General features: G+C 36.0%; 21 protein-coding genes, 1 tRNA gene, 1 pseudogene and 1 other annotated feature. Of the genes and pseudogenes, 16 read left to right on the top strand and 7 right to left on the bottom strand.

Going from position 1 to position 19,648, the window contains the following annotated elements:
• Window positions 1-5: 5 nt before the first annotated feature.
• From dltA to IGL15_RS10495, 8 genes are all read left to right on the top strand, one after another.
• Window positions 6-1,520: a D-alanine--poly(phosphoribitol) ligase subunit DltA gene (gene dltA, locus IGL15_RS10530; RefSeq protein WP_002317605.1), complete on the top strand. Its 1,515-nt coding sequence runs from the start codon at window positions 6-8 to the stop codon at window positions 1,518-1,520.
• Window positions 1,517-2,722: a D-alanyl-lipoteichoic acid biosynthesis protein DltB gene (gene dltB, locus IGL15_RS10525; protein ID WP_002288090.1), complete on the top strand. Its 1,206-nt coding sequence runs from the start codon at window positions 1,517-1,519 to the stop codon at window positions 2,720-2,722. Before dltA ends, dltB begins: the two co-directional genes overlap by 4 nt.
• Before the next feature lie 44 nt (window positions 2,723-2,766).
• Window positions 2,767-3,000, top strand: coding sequence for a D-alanine--poly(phosphoribitol) ligase subunit DltC (gene dltC, locus IGL15_RS10520; protein WP_002288092.1), 234 nt, complete (start codon window positions 2,767-2,769; stop codon window positions 2,998-3,000).
• Window positions 3,001-3,002: 2 nt separating this feature from the next.
• Window positions 3,003-4,271: a D-alanyl-lipoteichoic acid biosynthesis protein DltD gene (dltD, locus tag IGL15_RS10515; protein ID WP_002288094.1), complete on the top strand. Its 1,269-nt coding sequence runs from the start codon at window positions 3,003-3,005 to the stop codon at window positions 4,269-4,271.
• A gap of 140 nt (window positions 4,272-4,411) precedes the next feature.
• On the top strand, window positions 4,412-5,494 hold the full coding sequence (locus tag IGL15_RS10510) for a M42 family metallopeptidase (RefSeq protein WP_104765212.1): 1,083 nt from the start codon (window positions 4,412-4,414) through the stop codon (window positions 5,492-5,494).
• Complete coding sequence (locus IGL15_RS10505; protein WP_002288098.1) at window positions 5,494-6,297, top strand: DUF975 family protein; 804 nt, start codon at window positions 5,494-5,496, stop codon at window positions 6,295-6,297. Before IGL15_RS10510 ends, IGL15_RS10505 begins: the two co-directional genes overlap by 1 nt.
• Before the next feature lie 69 nt (window positions 6,298-6,366).
• Entirely contained in the window at window positions 6,367-7,107 is a 741-nt protein-coding gene (locus IGL15_RS10500; RefSeq protein ID WP_002299607.1) for an MBL fold metallo-hydrolase, read from the top strand.
• A 10-nt stretch (window positions 7,108-7,117) separates the two neighbouring features.
• A complete protein-coding gene (locus IGL15_RS10495; protein ID WP_002288102.1) occupies window positions 7,118-8,122 on the top strand; it encodes a lipoate--protein ligase in 1,005 nt (334 codons plus the stop codon).
• Window positions 8,123-8,166: 44 nt separating this feature from the next.
• Here IGL15_RS10495 and IGL15_RS10490 read toward each other — a convergent pair.
• Window positions 8,167-10,011, bottom strand: a pseudogene (locus IGL15_RS10490) (hypothetical protein).
• A 211-nt stretch (window positions 10,012-10,222) separates the two neighbouring features.
• On the opposite strand from IGL15_RS10490, the gene IGL15_RS10485 reads away from it, so the two are divergent.
• The 5 genes from IGL15_RS10485 to IGL15_RS10465 all read left to right on the top strand — a co-directional run bounded on the left by IGL15_RS10485 (window position 10,223) and on the right by IGL15_RS10465 (window position 14,206).
• On the top strand, window positions 10,223-10,741 hold the full coding sequence (locus IGL15_RS10485) for a signal peptidase I (protein WP_002299609.1): 519 nt from the start codon (window positions 10,223-10,225) through the stop codon (window positions 10,739-10,741).
• A gap of 127 nt (window positions 10,742-10,868) precedes the next feature.
• Complete coding sequence (locus tag IGL15_RS10480; protein ID WP_002288107.1) at window positions 10,869-11,552, top strand: O-methyltransferase; 684 nt, start codon at window positions 10,869-10,871, stop codon at window positions 11,550-11,552.
• Window positions 11,553-11,860: 308 nt separating this feature from the next.
• A tRNA-Arg gene (locus IGL15_RS10475) sits at window positions 11,861-11,934 on the top strand.
• Window positions 11,935-12,092: 158 nt separating this feature from the next.
• Window positions 12,093-12,452, top strand: coding sequence for a DUF1304 domain-containing protein (locus IGL15_RS10470; RefSeq protein ID WP_002317606.1), 360 nt, complete (start codon window positions 12,093-12,095; stop codon window positions 12,450-12,452).
• Between the two features lie 122 nt (window positions 12,453-12,574).
• Window positions 12,575-14,206: a SulP family inorganic anion transporter gene (locus tag IGL15_RS10465; RefSeq protein WP_104765211.1), complete on the top strand. Its 1,632-nt coding sequence runs from the start codon at window positions 12,575-12,577 to the stop codon at window positions 14,204-14,206.
• A gap of 61 nt (window positions 14,207-14,267) precedes the next feature.
• On the opposite strand, the gene IGL15_RS10460 is transcribed toward IGL15_RS10465, so the two are convergent.
• Window positions 14,268-14,909: a uracil-DNA glycosylase gene (locus tag IGL15_RS10460; protein ID WP_002391666.1), complete on the bottom strand. Its 642-nt coding sequence runs from the start codon at window positions 14,907-14,909 to the stop codon at window positions 14,268-14,270.
• A gap of 185 nt (window positions 14,910-15,094) precedes the next feature.
• Window positions 15,095-15,171: a sequence feature (ribosomal protein L21 leader region), on the top strand.
• Window positions 15,172-15,190: 19 nt separating this feature from the next.
• Here IGL15_RS10460 and rplU point away from each other — a divergent pair.
• From rplU to rpmA, 3 genes are read left to right on the top strand one after another with little or no spacing between them, the layout of a single operon-like run.
• Complete coding sequence (rplU, locus tag IGL15_RS10455; protein WP_002289450.1) at window positions 15,191-15,499, top strand: 50S ribosomal protein L21; 309 nt, start codon at window positions 15,191-15,193, stop codon at window positions 15,497-15,499.
• 26 nt (window positions 15,500-15,525) lie between these two features.
• Complete coding sequence (locus tag IGL15_RS10450) at window positions 15,526-15,870, top strand: ribosomal-processing cysteine protease Prp (protein WP_002289451.1); 345 nt, start codon at window positions 15,526-15,528, stop codon at window positions 15,868-15,870.
• 12 nt (window positions 15,871-15,882) lie between these two features.
• Entirely contained in the window at window positions 15,883-16,176 is a 294-nt protein-coding gene (gene rpmA / locus IGL15_RS10445; RefSeq protein ID WP_002289452.1) for a 50S ribosomal protein L27, read from the top strand.
• A gap of 92 nt (window positions 16,177-16,268) precedes the next feature.
• On the opposite strand, the gene IGL15_RS10440 is transcribed toward rpmA, so the two are convergent.
• From IGL15_RS10440 to IGL15_RS10420, 5 genes are all read right to left on the bottom strand, one after another.
• Window positions 16,269-17,417, bottom strand: coding sequence for a site-specific integrase (locus tag IGL15_RS10440; RefSeq protein WP_010721843.1), 1,149 nt, complete (start codon window positions 17,415-17,417; stop codon window positions 16,269-16,271).
• A gap of 11 nt (window positions 17,418-17,428) precedes the next feature.
• Window positions 17,429-17,740, bottom strand: coding sequence for a hypothetical protein (locus tag IGL15_RS10435; protein ID WP_113832132.1), 312 nt, complete (start codon window positions 17,738-17,740; stop codon window positions 17,429-17,431).
• Window positions 17,741-17,793: 53 nt separating this feature from the next.
• Window positions 17,794-18,189: an ImmA/IrrE family metallo-endopeptidase gene (locus IGL15_RS10430; protein WP_029744310.1), complete on the bottom strand. Its 396-nt coding sequence runs from the start codon at window positions 18,187-18,189 to the stop codon at window positions 17,794-17,796.
• Between the two features lie 27 nt (window positions 18,190-18,216).
• Window positions 18,217-18,564 (bottom strand): helix-turn-helix domain-containing protein, encoded by a 348-nt coding sequence (locus IGL15_RS10425; protein WP_010731227.1) that lies wholly within the window; start codon window positions 18,562-18,564, stop codon window positions 18,217-18,219.
• Window positions 18,565-19,190: 626 nt separating this feature from the next.
• Complete coding sequence (locus tag IGL15_RS10420; protein WP_077940702.1) at window positions 19,191-19,607, bottom strand: hypothetical protein; 417 nt, start codon at window positions 19,605-19,607, stop codon at window positions 19,191-19,193.
• Window positions 19,608-19,648: the final 41 nt, after the last annotated feature.

The following is a 19,648-nucleotide window of genomic DNA, read 5'->3' as shown; positions in this document are numbered from 1 at the left end:
AGAGTATGGAAATCAAAACGATTATTGAAGCAATCGATGATTGGGGAATAAATGAACCTGATCGAGTTGCTTATCAGGCGGATGAGACGCATACTTTTGGTGAATTGAAACAAGCATCAGACGCACTTGCTTATTATTTAGAAAAAAAGGTAGAAGGTGATGGACCAATTGTCGTTTTTGGCAATTTGGAGTTTGAAATGATTGTCTCATTTCTAGGGGTTGTCAAATCTGGCCATGCCTATTTGCCGATTGAAGAGCATACACCCAAGGAGCGTATCCTGTCGATCTTTCGGGTGGCTAAACCATCTATGGTCATCAGTATCGGGGACTGGATAGAAGATATTCCTTCGGTTCCTGTCATAACAAAAAAAGAATTTCAAGAAATCAAGAAGATACCAGTAGGATTTTATCCCAGAAATAGCGTAAAAGGTACAGAAAATTTTTATATTATTTTTACTTCTGGTACTACTGGAGAACCAAAAGGCGTACAAATCAGTCATGATAATCTAGTCAGCTTTGTTCAATGGACGATGGAAGACTTTGGGATCAAGCCTGGTATGCATTTCTTAGCCCAAGCGCCATTTTCTTTTGATTTATCGGTATTTTCTATTTATCCTGCATTAGTTTCTGGCGGAATGCTGAAGCCGTTAAATAAAGCAGTTGTTCAAGACTTTCGTCAATTATTCGCGACATTGCCAGCCTTGAAGTTGAATGTATGGGTTTCTACTCCATCATTTATGGATATTTGCTTGATGGAACCTACATTCAATGGAGAAAATGTGCCGGAATTGGACATGTTTTTATTTTGCGGAGAAGAATTGACGAAAAAAACTGCAGAAAGTCTACTTGATCGATTCCCAAATGCACGGATATATAATACTTACGGTCCAACAGAAGCAACTGTAGCTATTTCAAGTATTCAGATTGACCAGCATGTACTAGATAGTTATGACCGACTACCGATTGGCTACGTAAAAAAAGACACGAAAGTTTCTATTGTCCAAGAAGGCAAACCTGTTTCAAAAGGAGAAACGGGTGAAATCATTATTGCAGGACCAAGCGTATCAAAAGGTTACCTGAACAATCCCGAAAAGACAGCTGCTGCGTTCTTTTGTCAAAATGACTTAGCAAGTTACCATACAGGGGATGCAGGTAGACTAGATGAAGATGGGCTTTTATTTTATGAAGGACGTATGGATCAGCAGGTCAAATTACATGGATACCGGATTGAACTCGGGGATATCGAACATTATCTGCTCCAAGACAACCGAATCAAACAAGCTGTCGTCGTACCAAAATACCAAGGAACAAAAGTACAGCAGCTGGTTGCTTTTGTCGTATTAGAAGACAAAACGAAACAGCCGGATTTTCAGTTGACTAAATCTATCAAAGAACAATTACTAGAAGTTGTGATGGATTATATGATTCCTCAGAAGTTCCATTATGTCGATCTGCTGCCTCAGACAGTTAATGGAAAAATCGATCGAAAAAAATTAACAGCTGAGGTGAATCCTGAATGATGTTACCTCATATGATCCCTTATGCAGAGCCGTTTTATTTTTTTCTTTTAGCCATTGCGCTTGTACCGATCGTTCTATCTTTATTGATATGGGAAAAAAGATTACCAGTTTATCAATCAGCAGTGACACTTTTCTTTTTATTTGTCAGCTTTGGAGGTAATTATTGGCAACAGGGAGCGGCGCTGATTGGGTATGTTTTGTGGCAGACGATACTTGTATGGGGCTATTTTGTTTATCGGCAAAGGAAAAATCAGACAGGATGGTTTTTTGCCGCCGTTATTTTAGCGATAATTCCACTGTTTTTAACGAAAGTGACTCCTTTTTTTGAACATGGAAAAGCATCGTTACTTGGTTTTTTAGGAATCTCTTATTTAACCTTTAAATCTGTACAAATGATCATGGAAATAAGAGATGGCATGATCAAAACATATAAGCCATTTCGTTATATCCAGTTTCTGCTGTTCTTTCCAACAATCTCTTCTGGACCAATCGATCGCTATAGGAGATTTGAAAAAGATCAGCTCCATCCGCCTGTTCGTGATAAATATGTTGATCTTTTGGGAAAAGGCGTCCAAAATATTTTTGTCGGTTTTTTATATAAATTCATTATCGGTTATTATTTTGGTCAAGTACTGCTTCCTGTAGTGGGACGCATTGCCTTACAGCATGGTGGTATTTCATGGGCATTAGTAGGTTATATGTACGTGTACAGTATGTATTTGTTTTTTGATTTTGCTGGCTATAGCTTATTTGCAGTCGGTACAAGCTACATGATGGGATATCAGACACCAATCAATTTCAATAAACCTTTTTTATCATGGAATATCAAAGAATTCTGGAATCGTTGGCATATGACGCTGTCCTTTTGGTTCCGTGATTATGTATATATGCGATTGATGTTCTTCATGATGAAGAAAAAATTTTTTAAAAGCAAGATCGTAATGTCAAATATCGGTTATTTTGCTTTGTTTCTTCTAATGGGTATATGGCATGGATTGACGTGGTACTACATCGTATATGGACTGTATCATGCTTGTCTGATCTGTCTGACAGATGCATGGATCCGATTTAAGAAGAAGCATAAAGAGCAGTTGCCTTCTAACAAATTTACGCATGGCTTAGCCGTATTTTTGACATTTCAAGCAGTATGTTTTAGCTTCCTGATTTTTTCAGGATTTTTAGATAAACTTTTTTTTAGCTAACGAATAGTGACATATTAATTTATATAACAAAGGAGAAAAGGAAAATGGAAGAACAAATTTTATCAATCTTAGAAGAAATAACAGGAACAGATGAAGTAAGAAAAAATCGTGATATTGATCTATTTGATGAAGGGTTGCTTGATTCTTTAGCATCTGTTCAATTATTAGTCGAGCTAGACGGAGAGCTGGATATCCAAGTCCCTGTATCTGAATTCGAGCGAGAGGATTGGAGCACACCGAATAAAATCATTCAACAAGCAACTGCATTGAAGGGTTGAGTATGAAAAAGAAACTTTTTGCTATTTTCGGCCCGGTTGTTTTAGCTGTTGGCTTACTGTTTGTGTTTTTTACCTCCTCCTATCAAGTAGATATCTCTAATCCAGAAACGATTAGACGTGCCTCTTCTTCCATGTCAGTGAACGTGTTGAAAGGAGATGCGATAAAAAATTATGCATTATCTGAAAAACAATATATTCCTTTTTTTGGCTCAAGTGAATTAAGCAGAATCAGTCCATTTCATCCGTCTGTTCTGGCAGAAAAATACCAGCGAAACTATCGTCCATTTTTGCTGGGAGCACCCGGGACACAATCGTTAAGCCAATATATGATGATGCGTTCTGCAGGAGATGCTATGAAAAACAAGAAAGTCGTCTTTATTATTTCTCCTCAGTGGTTCGTTAAAAATGGTGTAAAAACTGATTACTTTAATACGTATTATTCTGAACTTCAAACATACGACTGGTTGTTTTCAATGAAGAAAGTAACGCCTGCTGATCGCTATTTAGCTAGAAGATTATTAACTTTCTCAAAAGTAAAAGAGAATGATACGTTGACGGCGATTCTGCAAACGATCAAAAAAGGGAAGCTACCTTTACCTGAATCTTTGAATCAGCTGCGCAGCCAATGGAACATGCTGAAGAGAGAGGATGAAGTATTCAGCAATATTGGGTTGAAAGATCGACAGCAAAAAATCGATCATGAGTCAAAACGATTACCAAAACAATACCAAGAAACAGAATTATCCATTTTAGCAAATCAAATTGGAGAACGAGAAACGACGAATAATCCATTCGGGTTGAAAAACGATTTTTATACGCATCGTATCCGAGCCCACGAGCCAGAGCTCAAACAGTCACAAAAAAATTGGGATTATCGTTTTTCGCCAGAATTTTCTGATTTTCAGCTGGTCTTGGATCAATTAGCAAAAAACCATAACGAAGTATTGTTCATCATCCCACCGGTTAACGAGAAATGGAGCGATTATACCGGACTATCTCAAGAAATGTTACAAGGATTTGCCAAAAAGATCAAATTTCAATTAAATAGCCAAGGATTCAATCGAATAGCTGATTTTGTCAATCAAGCGGGTACCAACTATTTTATGGAAGACACGATCCATCTAGGCTGGAAAGGCTGGTTGGCTGCAGATCAACAGATCAGACCGTTTTTAGAAGAAAATCATATTACTGCTAGTAAGTATCATCTTGACGATGCTTTTTTTAGCAAATCTTGGCAACATCAAATACCAGATAAACTACAATTAAAATAAAGAAAACAGGCGAGTGTTGCTCGCTTGTTTTCTTTATTTTTGAATATTCTGAATAAAAGATAAAAATACCAAGTTTGCCTGAACAAAAATCATAAGCAATGGTATAATCACAATATGAATATAGAAATGGGGGAAAACATTTGGATACAAAAGAAGAACAGCTACTTATTGATTTAACTTCTGCAAAAGGAGTACCTGGAAATGAAGAAGAGGTAAGAGAAGTATTCAGAGAATATGCCAAACCATTCGCTGATGATATTTTTTATGACGGTTTAGGCAGTGTGATTGCCAAACATGGTGCTGGCGGAGGCCCCAAGGTCTTTATTTCTGGACATATGGACGAAGTTGGTTTTATGGTAACAAAAATAACCGAAAAAGGATTCTTGGAATTCCAAACTCTTGGAGGTTGGTGGGGGCAAGTCATGCTTGCTCAGCAAGTTGAAATCAAAACACGTGAAGGGAAAATCGTCCACGGTGTGATTGGTTCCAAACCACCACATGTTTTAACACCTCAAGTAAGAAATAAACCTTATGAAATAAAGGATATGTTCATTGATATTGGCGCATCAAGCCAAGAAGAAGCCAAAGAGTGGGGCATACGTCCTGGAGATATGGTCACTCCATATATTGAATACAAACGAATGAATGGCAGTAAATATTTACTGGCAAAAGCATGGGATAATCGTATCGGGACAGCTGTTTCTCTGCGAGTATTAGAGAATCTATCTAAAGAAGCACACCCAAATGTTTTATTCGCAGGAAGCGATGTGCAAGAAGAAGTAGGCTTGCGAGGTGCTCGAACAAGTACACACCTTGTAAATCCCGATATTGCTTTTGCTTTAGATACTGGTACAGCAGGAGACACTCCAGGAATGACACCAAAAGAAGCAGATTCGATTTTAGGAAAAGGCCCACAGATTTTGATTTTTGATGCATCTATGATCCCGCATAAAAAAATATTGAATTTTGTTATTGATGTAGCAGAGGAAATGGATATTCCATTCCAATATACAGTGATTTCTGGCGGAGGAACTGATGCAGGACAAATGCATTTGACAAGAGATGGTGTTCCGTCTGTAGCCATTACCGTTCCTGTTCGTTATCTGCATTCCCATACATCAGTGATTCATGAAGATGATTATTTGAATACAGTGAAACTAGTCACAGAATTAGTGAAACGGCTTGATAGTGAAACAGTTGAAAAAATTCGGAGTTATGAATAATGAATAATAGAATACCTATTTCTGAATATCGGAAAAAAGCACGAGTTTCTTTGGAAAATCAATGGGGAATCAATACTTGGCTTGTTTTCTTATCTATAATATTTACGAGCGTCATCCAGAACTTTTTTGACGGTTTCAGTCCTTTTCCGGAAGAAAGCATGCAGCAGCACTTATTGAGTTTTCTAGTCGATAATTTACTTTTATTCGCATTCAACTATGCATTGTTTTACATTGCGCTAGTAGTTGTACGGGGTGGCAGACCAAAAAGTAACCTTTTATTTTCAGTTTTCCAAAGAAAGTATTTTGGTTCGATACTTGGCATCAATTTGATCAATTCAGTCATCAACTGGCTACTCAACAGTTTAATCTTTCTGCCCATGTTTTTAATCAGCGGAGTGAGTACTTATATGCAGCTGCTTTTCAGTTCAAATGCGGTACCTACGGGTGTCATGCCAGAAGATTTTCTTGATATCAGCTTTGTTTTATCGATGATAGGGATGATTTTTGTTTCAGCACTCATCATGAGTATTGTTGGCGGTTTATTCCAATTTGCTGCATGGACAAAGTTCGACTATCCTGATTTGTCGGTTATTCAATGTTTGAAATATGGCTGGTTTTTATTGAAAGATAGAATTGGTACGTATATTTTGTTGCAGCTGTCTTTTATCGGCTGGTATTTGCTAGGAGCAATCGCTTTGTTCATCGGTCTTTTGTGGGTCATTGTTTATGTGAATGTGTCAGTTGCAGAATTTTATGAACAAGCACGGATTGAAAAAGGAGGTCCAGACGCCTATTTTACTTAGCATGTAAGCAGTTTATTCATCAAAAAAATAACTTTTGTGGTAGGATAAATCTTTGAGGGGGAATGTACGATGAAATTAACTGTTTTAGGATGCTTAGGAGCGTATCCTTATAAAAATCAAGGGACAACAGGTTATTTGCTTCAATCTGACGGGTTCAATTTGTTGATCGATGCAGGTAGTGCTACGCTGATCAAATTACAAGAACACCTTGATCCACTTGATCTAGATGCTGTGATCCTTAGCCATTATCATCATGATCATATTGCTGACCTTGGTGTATTACAGTATTACTGGCAACTTCATCCTAAGAGAAATCCGGAGACATTGCTTTCAATTTATGGACACACAAAAGATTCCATTCACTTTGAAGAATTGACGATGGAAAATGTCTCAAAAGGACATCCTTATTTTGAAGCTGAAGAATTAAAAATTGGTCCTTTTCTGATTACTTTTATGGAAACAATCCATCCAGTAGTATGTTACGCCATGCGTATCGTAGAAGAAACAACGGGGAAAGTATTCGTATTTACAGGTGATTCAGGTTATTTGGAAAGTTTCGCTGATTTTGCGAAAGATGCTGATTTGTTTCTAGCAGATACCTATCTTTTTGAAGGAAATGAACATCATCATGCCCATTTCACTTCAAAAGAAGCTGGAGAACTTGCGAAATCAGCTAACGTAAAGAAACTTGTACTTACACACCTACCTCAGTTTGGTGATTTAGAACAATTGAAAAATGAAGCGCAAAAGGCAGCAGGCAAAGGGATTGATGTAGAACTTGCTGCAGTTGACAAAGTGTTTAACATTTAGGAGGAAGAACATGATTTTTGTACCAAATGAAAACCACGACCCAAGAATCAATTTAGCAATTGAACAATATTTGCTGCAAGAAATGCCTTTAGATGAACCTATTTTGCTCTTTTATATCAATGAACCTTCAATCATCATCGGCAGAAATCAAAATACGCTTGAAGAAATCAATCGAGATTATGTGGAAGAAAATGGCATTCATGTTGTCCGTCGCTTAAGTGGAGGCGGAGCTGTCTACCATGATTTTGGAAACCTGAACTTTAGTTTTATCATGCCTGATGATGGGGATTCATTCCGTGACTTTGCGAAAGTAACACAGCCAATCATCCAAGCACTTCATGAATTGGGTGTTGCTGGGGCGGAATTGAAAGGCCGAAATGATCTAGTCATTGATGGCATGAAATTTTCTGGCAACGCGATGTATGCTACCAACGGTCGGATGTTTGCTCATGGAACAATTATGTTCGACTCTGATATCAATGAAGTAGTCAATGCATTAAAAGTAAAAAAAGACAAAATCGAATCAAAAGGAATCAAATCGATCCGTTCTCGTGTAACGAATATCAAACCATTTCTTCCAGAAGAAAAGCAAAAAATGACAACAGAAGAATTTCGTCAAGAAATCTTGTTGAAAATTTTCGGCGTAGAGTCAGTAGAAGAAGTAAAAACGTACGAATTGACTGATGAAGATTGGAAAAAAATCAATCGAATCTCTGAGGAATATTATCGAAATTGGGATTGGAATTACGGGAAGTCTCCAGATTTCAATTTCTCTCGCCAAAAACGTTTTTCTATCGGTTCGATTGAAGTCCATTTGAATGTCTCAGAAGGAATGATCAAAGAAGCAAAAATCTTTGGCGATTTCTTCGGACTAGGAGATATCTCTGACGTGGAAAAAAAATTGGTTGGACAGAAATATGATAAAGCATCTCTATCAAAAATAGTCAGCCAAATTGATGTGAAGAAATATTTTGGTGCGATAGAACCAGAAGAATTGCTTACCTTACTTTATTGAAAATAAAAAATAGCGGAATCCACATATATGGATTCCGCTATTTTTTATACAGGATTCGGGTAATTTCGAGAGAGTTGAACAGTGATCTGATCAATGAAAGTATCTTTTTCCTGCGTTAGTGTTCCTGTGTAACGATCCGCTACGTCTTTCATCATCATTAAGTCAAAACGTTCCTGATCATCTAATTCTTCTGTGATGCCTCGACTAAATAGGTTTGTATCGTAATGTGCACTATGTTCGCAACAAATGACGAAATGTTCCTCTTGTTCGTGTATCGACAAATAAATTTTTCGATACAGTGAATTTTCGATGGCATGAGTTTCTCTAAAGGAATGCTCTAAAGCGTGGATCAAAAGTTGAGCCAGATCGTCATCGTTGATAGGAAGTTTTTCGGGAAGATCTGCTTGGAAGGTTATCTGAATATTCCGTTTGGCAGCTAACTTCTGGTAACGCGCTAAGATAAGATTTGTCACCTGGTGGTTGCAAAAAGAACACAGCATTTCGAAATTTTTTGCTTCTTCTAATATCTTTTCCACATAGTTTTTAGCTTTTGTTTGGTCCGTATGCATTAAATCTTGCAGATTCTCCATCTCTTGGACAAATTCCAGGCGAAGTGTATTTACTTCTTGGATATGCTGTCGAAGCTGCTCATAATGTTGCTCCAACAAATCATTTTTGATTTTTAAGAAATCTACTTGTCTCCGATCTTTGTTGGTATTTAAGATGTGATCGATTAGATTGTAGCTGATAATAACGATTAGAATGATAATATATAAAATCGTAGACCAATTGATCGTTGTTTGATAGATACCTAATGCCGTTTGGATGTAAATCAAGCAATGGATAATGGCTACCAAGACGATCCAAGGTGTACAAGCTACATAAAAACGGTTATTCTTATATGCTTCGCCAATGCATGCAAGTGAAGTGACTAAAGTGCTTATAACACTAGCAATATTAGCAATCGGCATTAATTCAGGAAGTTCTGCAGGAGTAAAAGTTGCATAAAGCAGAACGCCGATAAAAATCAAAAGTTGGAACGTACAAAAAATTCCGTACCATTTTTTATAGTAAAACATTCGGCTCCAATAGTAGCAGATGATGAAAGCTGACGTTAAGATAATAAATAAATGAGATAAAAAAGAATGAACGAATGGTTCAAAAAGAATACCACTTAAAATATCTTCTGATACAGCTTCAAATCCTAATGCCAAAGCAAAGCAACTTAAGAGAATAAGTGAGTATTCAAGACGTTTTTGTTTATACATCAAGTAGATCGTATAGAAAAAGGTCCCTATAGCGATAAAAACAGCGATTATCATCGTCAATACTTGCGGCACTGATTGTGAATAAATAAAACTAATCAATGGTCCAGTTGTTCCTAGATAAACTTTCGGTGGCAGTCCAGCATAGTTCTGATAAGGAGATGAGACTGTAAGAGTCAATTTTTTTCCGATATAATTTGCTGGTAAATCTATCACAGCCAATGAGAGTCCGGGATTGCTTTCTTCCTGATAATCTTTCCGTTGGTATAAAATCTTTTCGCCTAGATATACAGTAATCCATTGATGGTTTCCTTTGATTAGTAAATTTGCTTCGTCCAACGGTTTTTCAAGTGTCGTTTCCATAATGAATGTTTCGTCTTTATCCACGGTAGGAATCGTACGAGTTTACTTGCTGTCAAACTTAAAATCAGGATCATCTTTTGTATAGAAAACCCACGAATCTTTTATTTCTTTCATTTGATTGCTGTCCGCAGGAGAAAAAATAAAATAAAAGAAATAAGCAATTCCCGTTAAAAATAACAATGATAATATAATGATTATGCTCCACTTTATACGTAAATAAAAAGATTCTTTTTTATTATATATGTTATTAAAAAAAGCCATAAAGGTATTCCTTTCTAAAACTTGTAATGTTAGGGTAAACGTTTTTTAAACTAACGTCAATTGTTTATAATAAAAAATGAGATAAAGATGAGGAAATAGAATTAGAAACATGTAATTATTAAAGGGAAACATTTTTACAGCTATAATTTGAAAAAAATTTATCGTTATTATATGATTAAGAAGGATTGAATAAAGAAAGAAGTTGAAAACGATGCCTGATTACAAAAAAATAACTTTTATAAGTTCTATAACGTTGATTATATTTTTAATTCTTATTCTTCTCGTCGTCTTGGTTCCCCGAATTTTTGGTTTGACTCCTTATATTATTGAGGACAAAGAAATGAGTCCATATTATGCACAAGGAAATCTGATATATGTACGACCGAAAAATACAAATGAGATTTTAGTCGGAGATATTATTACATATTATGAAAATTCAGGAAAAAAAATCTCGACGCGTCGCGTAATAGCCGTTGAAAACAACCACGAAGATTTTTATACAAAAGCTGATACAAAGACTTATATTGAGCCTGGAGTAGTAAAAAAGAGAAATATTATCGGTAGTCCCATCTTTCAGATTCCATATATTGGACTAGTCCTTTCAAAAACGGCATTTGCATGGATTCAGGGGTTATTCTTTACGATTGCTTTTTGCCTAACAGGAATCACAGCATGGAATACCTTTGTAGAGTTGAAAAAGAAGCGGAGACGAACACAGAAATTTTTGTAAGAATGTTAAAAACATAAATGTATTCCAGAGATCCAACGACTCTTCTGAACATGAAACACGAGAAAACACTCATGCAGCTTGTAGATTTAGTCAGTTGTTCGTATAATGTGTGAAGAGGAGGAGTAGTATGCGCAATGAAATGATGCATCGTCCTGTAGTCAAAGAAGAACTATTGGATTTTATGCGTACCCAGCAAAAAAAATTACCGGGTGAGCTAGGCAAACTGGAAGAAGAAGCTCATGTAGCAGAAGTACCAGTTATTCCCCATGAAACAGTTGTATTTTTGAAATTTTTACTTGGACAGCTTCAGCCTGAACGAATCTTGGAGATCGGAGCAGCTATCGGTTTTTCATCAAGTGTCATGGCCACGACAATCGGAGAAAACGCTCATGTTACGACAATTGATCGTTTCGATGTCATGATCGAGAAAGCTAAAAAAAACTATGAACGTCTAGGACTGACAGATAAAGTGACTTTGCTTGAAGGTCAAGCAGCAGATATCTTGCCGGAGTTGTCTGGTCCGTATGACTTTATTTTTATGGATAGTGCAAAATCAAAATATATTGAATTTTTACCTGAATGCTTACGTTTGTTAAGAAAAGGTGGCGTTTTGATGGTAGATGACATCTTCCAAGGAGGAACGATCTTGCTCCCAGATGAAGAGATTCCCCGTGGCAAACGAGCTATCCATCGTAAATTAAATGAATTTCTTCGTGTTGTGATGGATCATCCCGATTTGACATCGACAATCTTGCCATTAGGTGATGGTGTGATCTTAATGACAAAGGAATCAGAAACAATCGAGTTGTGATACATGATTATGGCAGCCTGTAGATAATCGATTGAATCGAGGGCTCAATTCGAACTTGATGTAAAAGCTTCTATATTTGTAAGTCAATTAAAGGATACAGGAAATCTAAATAAACAGGAGTAGCATGAAGTCAATGTAGCTCCTGTTTTCCATTGATAACCTTAGAACAGCTGAAGGAGAATGTCTCGTTTTAAAAAATTGATTTAGTAGTTGGGCCAAAATAATTCATTATTTGCTAATTAAATAACTATTTCGTATTGACAGAAGCAATTTAATTATCTATAATTATTGATGTTCCGCTGATTCTTGTCATAGTAGCTCAGCTGGATAGAGCATCCGCCTTCTAAGCGGACGGTCGGGGGTTCGAATCCCTCCTGTGACGCTAAAAAACCGTTAGAAACTGAGGTTTCTAACGGTTTTTCTTTGTTTTTTGTGCCAATATTGTTTGTTTTCAAAGGCAAATAAAATAAAAAAACATCCTTATCGAGTACAATTATAAGGAGCAAAAAAATAAAATTCATCAGAAAAGAGGAAGAAGATATGACGATACTATCGAAAATTTTAGTGACTCTAGTTGCAATTGAATTTTTTTATATCATGTATATCGAAACGGTGAGAACTGATTCTGACACGACAAGTAGGGTTTTTAAAATGAGTAAAGAAGAGTTAAGCAGAAAATCTGTTCAAACATTGTTTAAGAATCAAGGAGTGTACAATGGACTATTAGGAGTGGGACTACTTTATGGAGCTTATCTTTCTTCCGCATCTAAAGAAATCACAAGTATGCTATTAATATCTATTTTTTTTGTTGCATTATATGGCAGTTTGGCTAGCGATCGTTGGATTTTACTCAAACAAGGTGGGCTAGCTCTGTTGGCATTGCTTTCTATTTTCTTATAAATATAGAAAAAATAAGAATTTATCTAACAGGAAACTTTGTGAAAAATATTACTTTATCTCATGAAATATGATATTCTAATGAATGGTATTTTAGAAAATTTCATGAAAAAGGAGTTAGATAGGTGTTCAAAAATTATGTTTCCTCACTAAAAAAAGAATTTTCAGGTTATGATCTTTCAAGATTTCAGAAAGATCTTTTGGCTGGGATCACAGTAGCTGCCGTAGCATTGCCTTTAGCCTTGGCTTTTGGGGTGTCAAGCGGAGCTGATGCGGCCGCAGGTTTGATTACGGCTATCATTGCCGGTATCGTTATTGGCGGTTTATCAGGCGGTTTTTATCAAATATCAGGTCCGACAGGTGCGATGGCAGCTATCTTGATGTCTATTGCGGCAACAAAGGGAATGCAAGGTGTATTGCTTGCTACTTTTTTAGCGGGTCTATTTTTACTTGCAGCAGGACTTTTCCGATTAGGAACACTGACTTCTTTTATCCCAGCACCCGTAATTACGGGGTTTACTTCAGGTATTGCTATCATTATTGCATTAGGTCAGATCGATAATTTATTTGGTGTTCACTCGGAAGGTACAAACATTATTGAAAAACTAAGTAGTTATCAAACGATAGGATTTCCGATAAACACAGCCTCTTTGATCATGGGAGGGCTAGTCATTTTAGGGATGTTTATCTATCCAAAAAAATGGGCGAAACGAATGCCTAGTTCGCTGCTGGCTATCATTTTGGCAACAGCAGTTATGCTATTGTTCCATTTACCAGTAGCAACTGTGGGTAAGATTCCACAAACATTGATCAGTAGTAATCGTTTGAATATGGGAGATTTTAGCTTTTCTGCCTTGCAACAAGTGGCAGTTCCAGCTATTAGCATTGCTTTATTAGGAATGATTGAAAGCTTGCTATGTGGTGCTTCGGCTGGCCGAATGGCAAATAAGCCCTTAGATAGCAATCAAGAATTAATGGCGCAAGGAATTGGAAATCTGTTGCTTCCTTTCTTTGGCGGGATTCCTGCTACTGCGGCCATCGCCCGTACAAGCGTGGCCATCAAATCTGGTGCACAAACTAGATTAGCTGGTATGATACATGCAGTTGTCTTACTGCTCTCCATGCTTGTTTTTGCGCCAGTGATGTCACAGATTCCAATGCCAGCACTTGCAGGTGTTTTGATCGTGACGGCTTGGCGTATGAATGAATGGGAAACGATCAAGGAGCTATTTACTAATAAATATTGGTCAGCAGTTCTATTGTTTATCCTTACGATGATTTGTACAGTTATCTTTGATTTAAGTATTGCTATCGTGATCGGGGTGATCGGCGGCTGTGTATTTTTTGTTGTCAAAAGCGCTGCTATCACGATTTCATTAGAAACGATCGATTGGCAAAGAATGGGGCTGCCAGAAACGGAAAAGCTGAATAACTGGACAGTAGTGTATATTAGTGGTCCACTGTTTTTTATGTCTTCAGAAAAACTCAAAAATAAATTGGAAGAACTAAATCATCACGATGGTGTCATTTTCTCCATGCGAGGCGTACCAAGTATTGATTTGACGGCACGTGCAGTTTTTGATGAATTTCAAGAAAAAGCAGAGCAAAGAGGACAAACGATTATCTATACTTCCTTGCAGCCAGAAGTAGAAAAACAACTTTCTCACTTGTGGGAACATACATTCACGCATCAACATCAAACAGTTGCTCATGCGTTGACAGCTTTACATGCGAAATATACTGCAATTAGCCATTAAAACAATGAAAAAGAACAGACAAGACTGTAAACTGAAGATTTTATGGTCTTGTCTGTTCTTTTTAATCTTGCTGTAAAAGTGAAGCTAGTACTTGCCAGTCTTGATGGATAACAGGTACAAGGGAGCGATTGTAGAAAATAGCTGCTGGATGAAAAAGTGGAAGAATTCGATAGTTTTTTTCTGACCATTCGTAGGCATCCTTTTGTTCTGTTAATTGTAAGACAGGCCCTGCATAGAGTTGACCATGATTTTTGGTAACCGTATATTCTTTGCCAAGTAAACGCTGCAGTCCGATATTTCCTAATGTTGCAATCAATTGAGGTTGAACCTGCTTGATCTCATAGTCAAGAATCGGCGCGTGGGCTAAAACTTCTGCTTTGGTTGGCGTTCGATTAGGATAAACAATTTCTTGCTGTTTTGTTCGTTTATTGATCCGATGAGTCACGCGATACGGGCGGCTCCTTACAGCACTGGTGATATACACCTCTTCTCGTGTTAAGCCAGTTGAAGAAAGTGCCTGCATCAATTCTTTTCCAGCTTGACCGCTAAAAGGAACATGCGTATCAATCTCTGTTTTCCCTGGGGCTTCTCCCACGAGCATCAGTTTAGGATGAAGAGGTCCCTGCCCAGCGATAAATCCTTCTACAGGACGGCCGTTCATTCTTAAAGAAGCTTCTTGTATCAGTTCTTTTGGGTATTCCATTTATGCTCCTCCTTTTTCTTTTATTATAAGAATAAAAGAAACACAATGCGACTATTTTATTTGGTAGAACTGTGAGGATAGAAAAGCAGAAGTATTGCTTGAATTTTTGTTTTACTTTTTGATTTTAAATTTAGTTGACTAACGATTGCTGTTCTGGTAAGCTAGTACTGTTGTAATTGTGGACTCCACAGCTACAACCGCTCAGAACAAGTAATAAGCACAGCATATGCTGTCACTTCGGATGGCGAGTCTAAGTATATCAGAAGGAGGTGCTTTATAGCATGTACGCAATTATTAAAACTGGTGGTAAACAAGTAAAAGTTGAAGTGGGACAAGCAATCTATGTTGAAAAACTTGACGTTGAAGCAGGAGAAAAAGTTGTTTTTGACGAAGTTATCTTAGTAGGCGGCGAATCTACAAAAGTAGGCGCTCCAACTGTTGCAGGTGCAACTGTTGAAGGTACTGTTGAAAAACACGGCAAACAAAAGAAAGTCGTTACTTTCAAATACAAACCTAAAAAACATTCACACCGTAAACAAGGTCATCGTCAACCATATACAAAAGTGGTTATCGACGCGATCAACGCTTAATAGCGTTTGAGAAAGAAGGCCTATATATGATCAAAGGAACATTTAAGCGAAATGACGCAGGTCAGATCGTTTCATTCACTTTGACCGGGCATGCTGATGCTGGTCCTTATGGAAGTGATATCGTTTGTGCAGGTGTTTCTGCGTTAGCGATCAGCACTGTCAACGGGATTGCCTCATTAGCCGGTTTTGAGCCGATTGTTGAAATGAATGAAGAAGAAGGCGGTTATCTTTATACCGAAGTCACTTCAGGAATGACACAAGAACAAAACAATATTGCTGAGATTCTATTAGAAAATCTTTTATTAGGATTACAATCGATAGAAGCTGAAAACTCAGAATATATCCAAATTAAAACAATTAATGATAAATAGGAGGTGCAGACCATGTTGTTATCTATGAATCTACAATTATTTGCCCACAAAAAAGGTGGCGGTTCTACATCTAACGGCCGTGACTCAGAATCAAAACGTCTAGGTGCTAAACGTGCTGATGGACAAACAGTTACAGGTGGATCAATTCTTTACCGTCAACGCGGTACAAAAATCTATCCAGGTGTAAACGTGGGTATCGGTGGAGACGACACTTTATTTGCAAAAGTTGATGGCGTAGTACGTTTCGAACGTAAAGGCCGTAACAAAAAACAAGTGTCTGTTTATCCAGTAGCTCAAGAAGCTTAATAAATAAACTGCTCTATCTCTTGTGTGGCAAGGGATGGAGCTTTTTTGTAAATTATGGGATTTTTTTTGACCATACTTTTGACCATACTTTCTTAGAAGTTAATATAATTTGTTAGTTTTTGTGTTGTTTCTTCTTTTTTGCTGTTAGTAATGTGTGTATATGTGTCCATAGTAGTTTTTATATTTGCGTGGCCCATTCTTTCTTGGACTTCTTTGTGATCTGCGCCTGCCTCATATAGCATTGATGCATGTGTATGTCTAAAACCATGCAGACCGATATAAGGTAAGCCGGCACGCTCACGATATATATTGTATCTTTCTGCCACTGACTGATTAATTGTGAAATTATTTTCGTCATTGGTAAACAAATAATTAGCTTTAGTAAATCCTAATTGAAATAAGTACTTTCTTTGTTCGAGCTTCCAAAATTTTAGTTGCTTTATAGTTTTTTCATCTAAATAAATTATTCGATTTGATTTTTTGGTTTTAGGAGTTTCAGATATATAATATTTATCTGAACGAGCTACAGTTTTTTTAATGGCCATTTCATTTGTTTTAAAATTAATATTGTCCCAAGTGAGTGCTAATATTTCGCCGATTCTACATCCGCTGAATGCTAATAGTCTAAAGAGCGTATAGTCTCTGTTTTTTAAATATGGATTCTGTTCTTGAGATACTTCATTTAGAAATAATTCCAACTGTTCTTTTGTATATAATTTTAATTTCTTTTCTGTTTTAATTTGTGGCTTTGGAATAAGTAAATTTAATGTTGGATTATCAGATGTTAGACCAATATTTATAGCATACTTAAAAACTTTATTCATATAGTTTATGAAAAGAGGGTACTGCTTTGAAGTTCCTTTTTCACTCCAATCATTTACTACCTTTTGACAATATGCCGTATTAATTTTAGAAAGCTTAATATTTCCAAATTTGGGATATATATGTTTATTAAAGATTATTTTAGTCCTTGAATATGAACTTTCTTTTACAGTTTTTTTGTAGCTTTCTAGCCATAATTCTGCTGCTTCTTTGAAAGTAGTATTTGTACTTGTGGGCATTCCTGTTTTTTGTAATTCTAGTTCTAACCTAGAAAGTGCTGTTTTTGCTTCTTTTTGTGTTCTAAATCCTCGTTTAGTAGTATATTTTTTCTTTCCAGTTAGCGGATCAATACCGAGATAAGTTTTAAAGTACCATGCTTTTTCGCCATTTTTCTTTTTATATTGTTTTATCATTGCCATCAATATTACCCCTATTCAAATTCTAATTCTGCCATGCTATCATTGAAAAATTCGATCAGTCCTTGTTCCTCTATAAATTCAAGCCATATTTCCTTCCCGTTAATTAATGGAACTCCTTTTTCTTTACGAATTGTTTGATACAAGTTAGTCACGACTTGTTTCCACATTTCTAATACAGCTTTATCTATTTTCTTATCATCCCAGCGTTTTTTTGGGGGTCTATTTTTGTTTTTTTCAATTTGATAATTAGTAGCTTTGATGATAAATGTTTCGTATCCGGTTGTGTTTTTTTCTAACCATTCTTTGAATTCTGGATATATCATTTTAGTTCACCTTTCTTTTTTGAACATATGTTCTTTTTTTGTTTAAAAAAATATTAGAGAGCTACATAACAATAGATGCGAGCTTTTAATAATTCTTTCACAAGCGGTTCGAAGCGAACACTTAAATTATTATCTTCGATAAATTTCATGTAATTGATGTTGTGTGGTTCCAATTCAGATTTTGCAATATAGCTATCTAATAAATTTTCAATCATAAAGCGATCAGCTTCATATTCCATTTTTGAATGTAGAGAGAACGCTAAGTTATATAAAAAATAATTATCATGATGTTTCGAAGCGTGTCCTAATTCATGTAATAAGGTTCTTTGTCTTCTATACTTAGATAAATTAGCTTTTATTACTATGGTATTCATACAAGCAACATAATGGCCATCGGCATCAAGGTTTTCACGCTCTTCTACCTTGACACCTAGCTCATTAAGCATCATTTCAATTTGACTGTCCAACCGACTCACCTACTTATATTTTTTTTCAATATACGCTTCTATTAATTCGGTAAGTATCTGCCTATCATTATCGGTGAGTGGTTTTCCGTCACTGCTCATTACAGATGCTAAAGCTTCTTCAACAGTTAGTTTTCTTTTCTCTGGTGCAACTCCTGCGTTAGGATCATCTGTACGACCTAACAAATAATCAGTTGAGACATTAAAATAGTCAGCAACTTTTATTAAATTAGTTCCTTTGGGTATATTCTTTTTCCAAGAATAAAGTGAATTTTTACCAATTTCTAGCTTTTCTTCTAAATCATTTACTGAAATGCCTTGACTATCACAAAGTGATTTAAGCCTGTCAAAAGCTGTCATATCAAGTTTCCTCCGTTTCGCTAACGAAGAGCATTAAAACTAGAACTAAAAAAATGCTTTTTTTGGCTTGACAATTAAAACTAGTTTTAATATACTGTATTCGTAAGCTAATTTAATAAGCTAACAAGCAATAAGAAAGACACCTTATAAAATAAACAAATTCGAGGTCGGCAAACTTAGAATGCTAATTTACAAGGTAATTCTGTGCTTATTTAACTGTGATTTAATTTTAAATCTAGTTTTAAAAAAAGTCAACAAAAATTAGCTAATTTTATTAGCTTACAAAAAATTGAGGAGGTAAACATATGAAATCACAATAGAAGCAACGCCAGAAGAAGTAAAAAATTGCTCCAGGCTATTGGTAGTAGCAAGGAGCAACAGGTAAGCGATCAAATTATTGAAAAATTAGTTTGGCGTTAGGATCTGAAACGAATGTAATAGCAGAGTTTTGATTATTTTTAAATCGTTATAAGAAAGGAGTGAAGATATGTCCAAATTAATATCAAGCTTCATGTATATTTTTGTGATCTGGTTACTATTGCCATGTTTTGCTTATATCATGAAACGAATTACAAAAGATAGTGTTAAAAACTACGTGATGTACATGGTATTTGTAGCAATTATTTTTACTTTATTTGCACTTTATCAAGTTCAGTTTTAATAGTTGGGATAATTTCATCGTGTAGTAAGTTTGCGAATACTGAATGATCAGTTTCAAAATCTTGTTTAGCAATTTGATTAGCAAATGTCCTGAAATAAACAGTTTTTTCTTTTGGGATATAGGGCAGGATCAAGTAATAGCTAGTCAATAACTCTGTTATTTCTGTTTGTGTATTTTCATAAGAAAATTCTCCAATTAGATAAAGAAACCTTTCGAACAGTTCTCGTTTATGGAGACTTATGTTTTTAAAATTTTCTTGATTGATTTCCATTTCTTTGATTTTCGTTAAGTGCTTATTATTGATCACCGCTACGATAATCGGAGAAACCAAAGAAGTGATAGAAATTATTAGTGCAAAAGTCATGGTTGAATCAAATTTCATTTTTTCACCACCTTATTCATTATTTCAGTAGACCACTTACT

The sequence above is a fragment of the Enterococcus sp. DIV0436a genome (assembly GCF_051711605.1).
In the GTDB taxonomy this organism is placed as follows: domain Bacteria; phylum Bacillota; class Bacilli; order Lactobacillales; family Enterococcaceae; genus Enterococcus_B; species Enterococcus_B faecium.
This window is presented reverse-complemented; position numbering and strand designations above follow the sequence as displayed.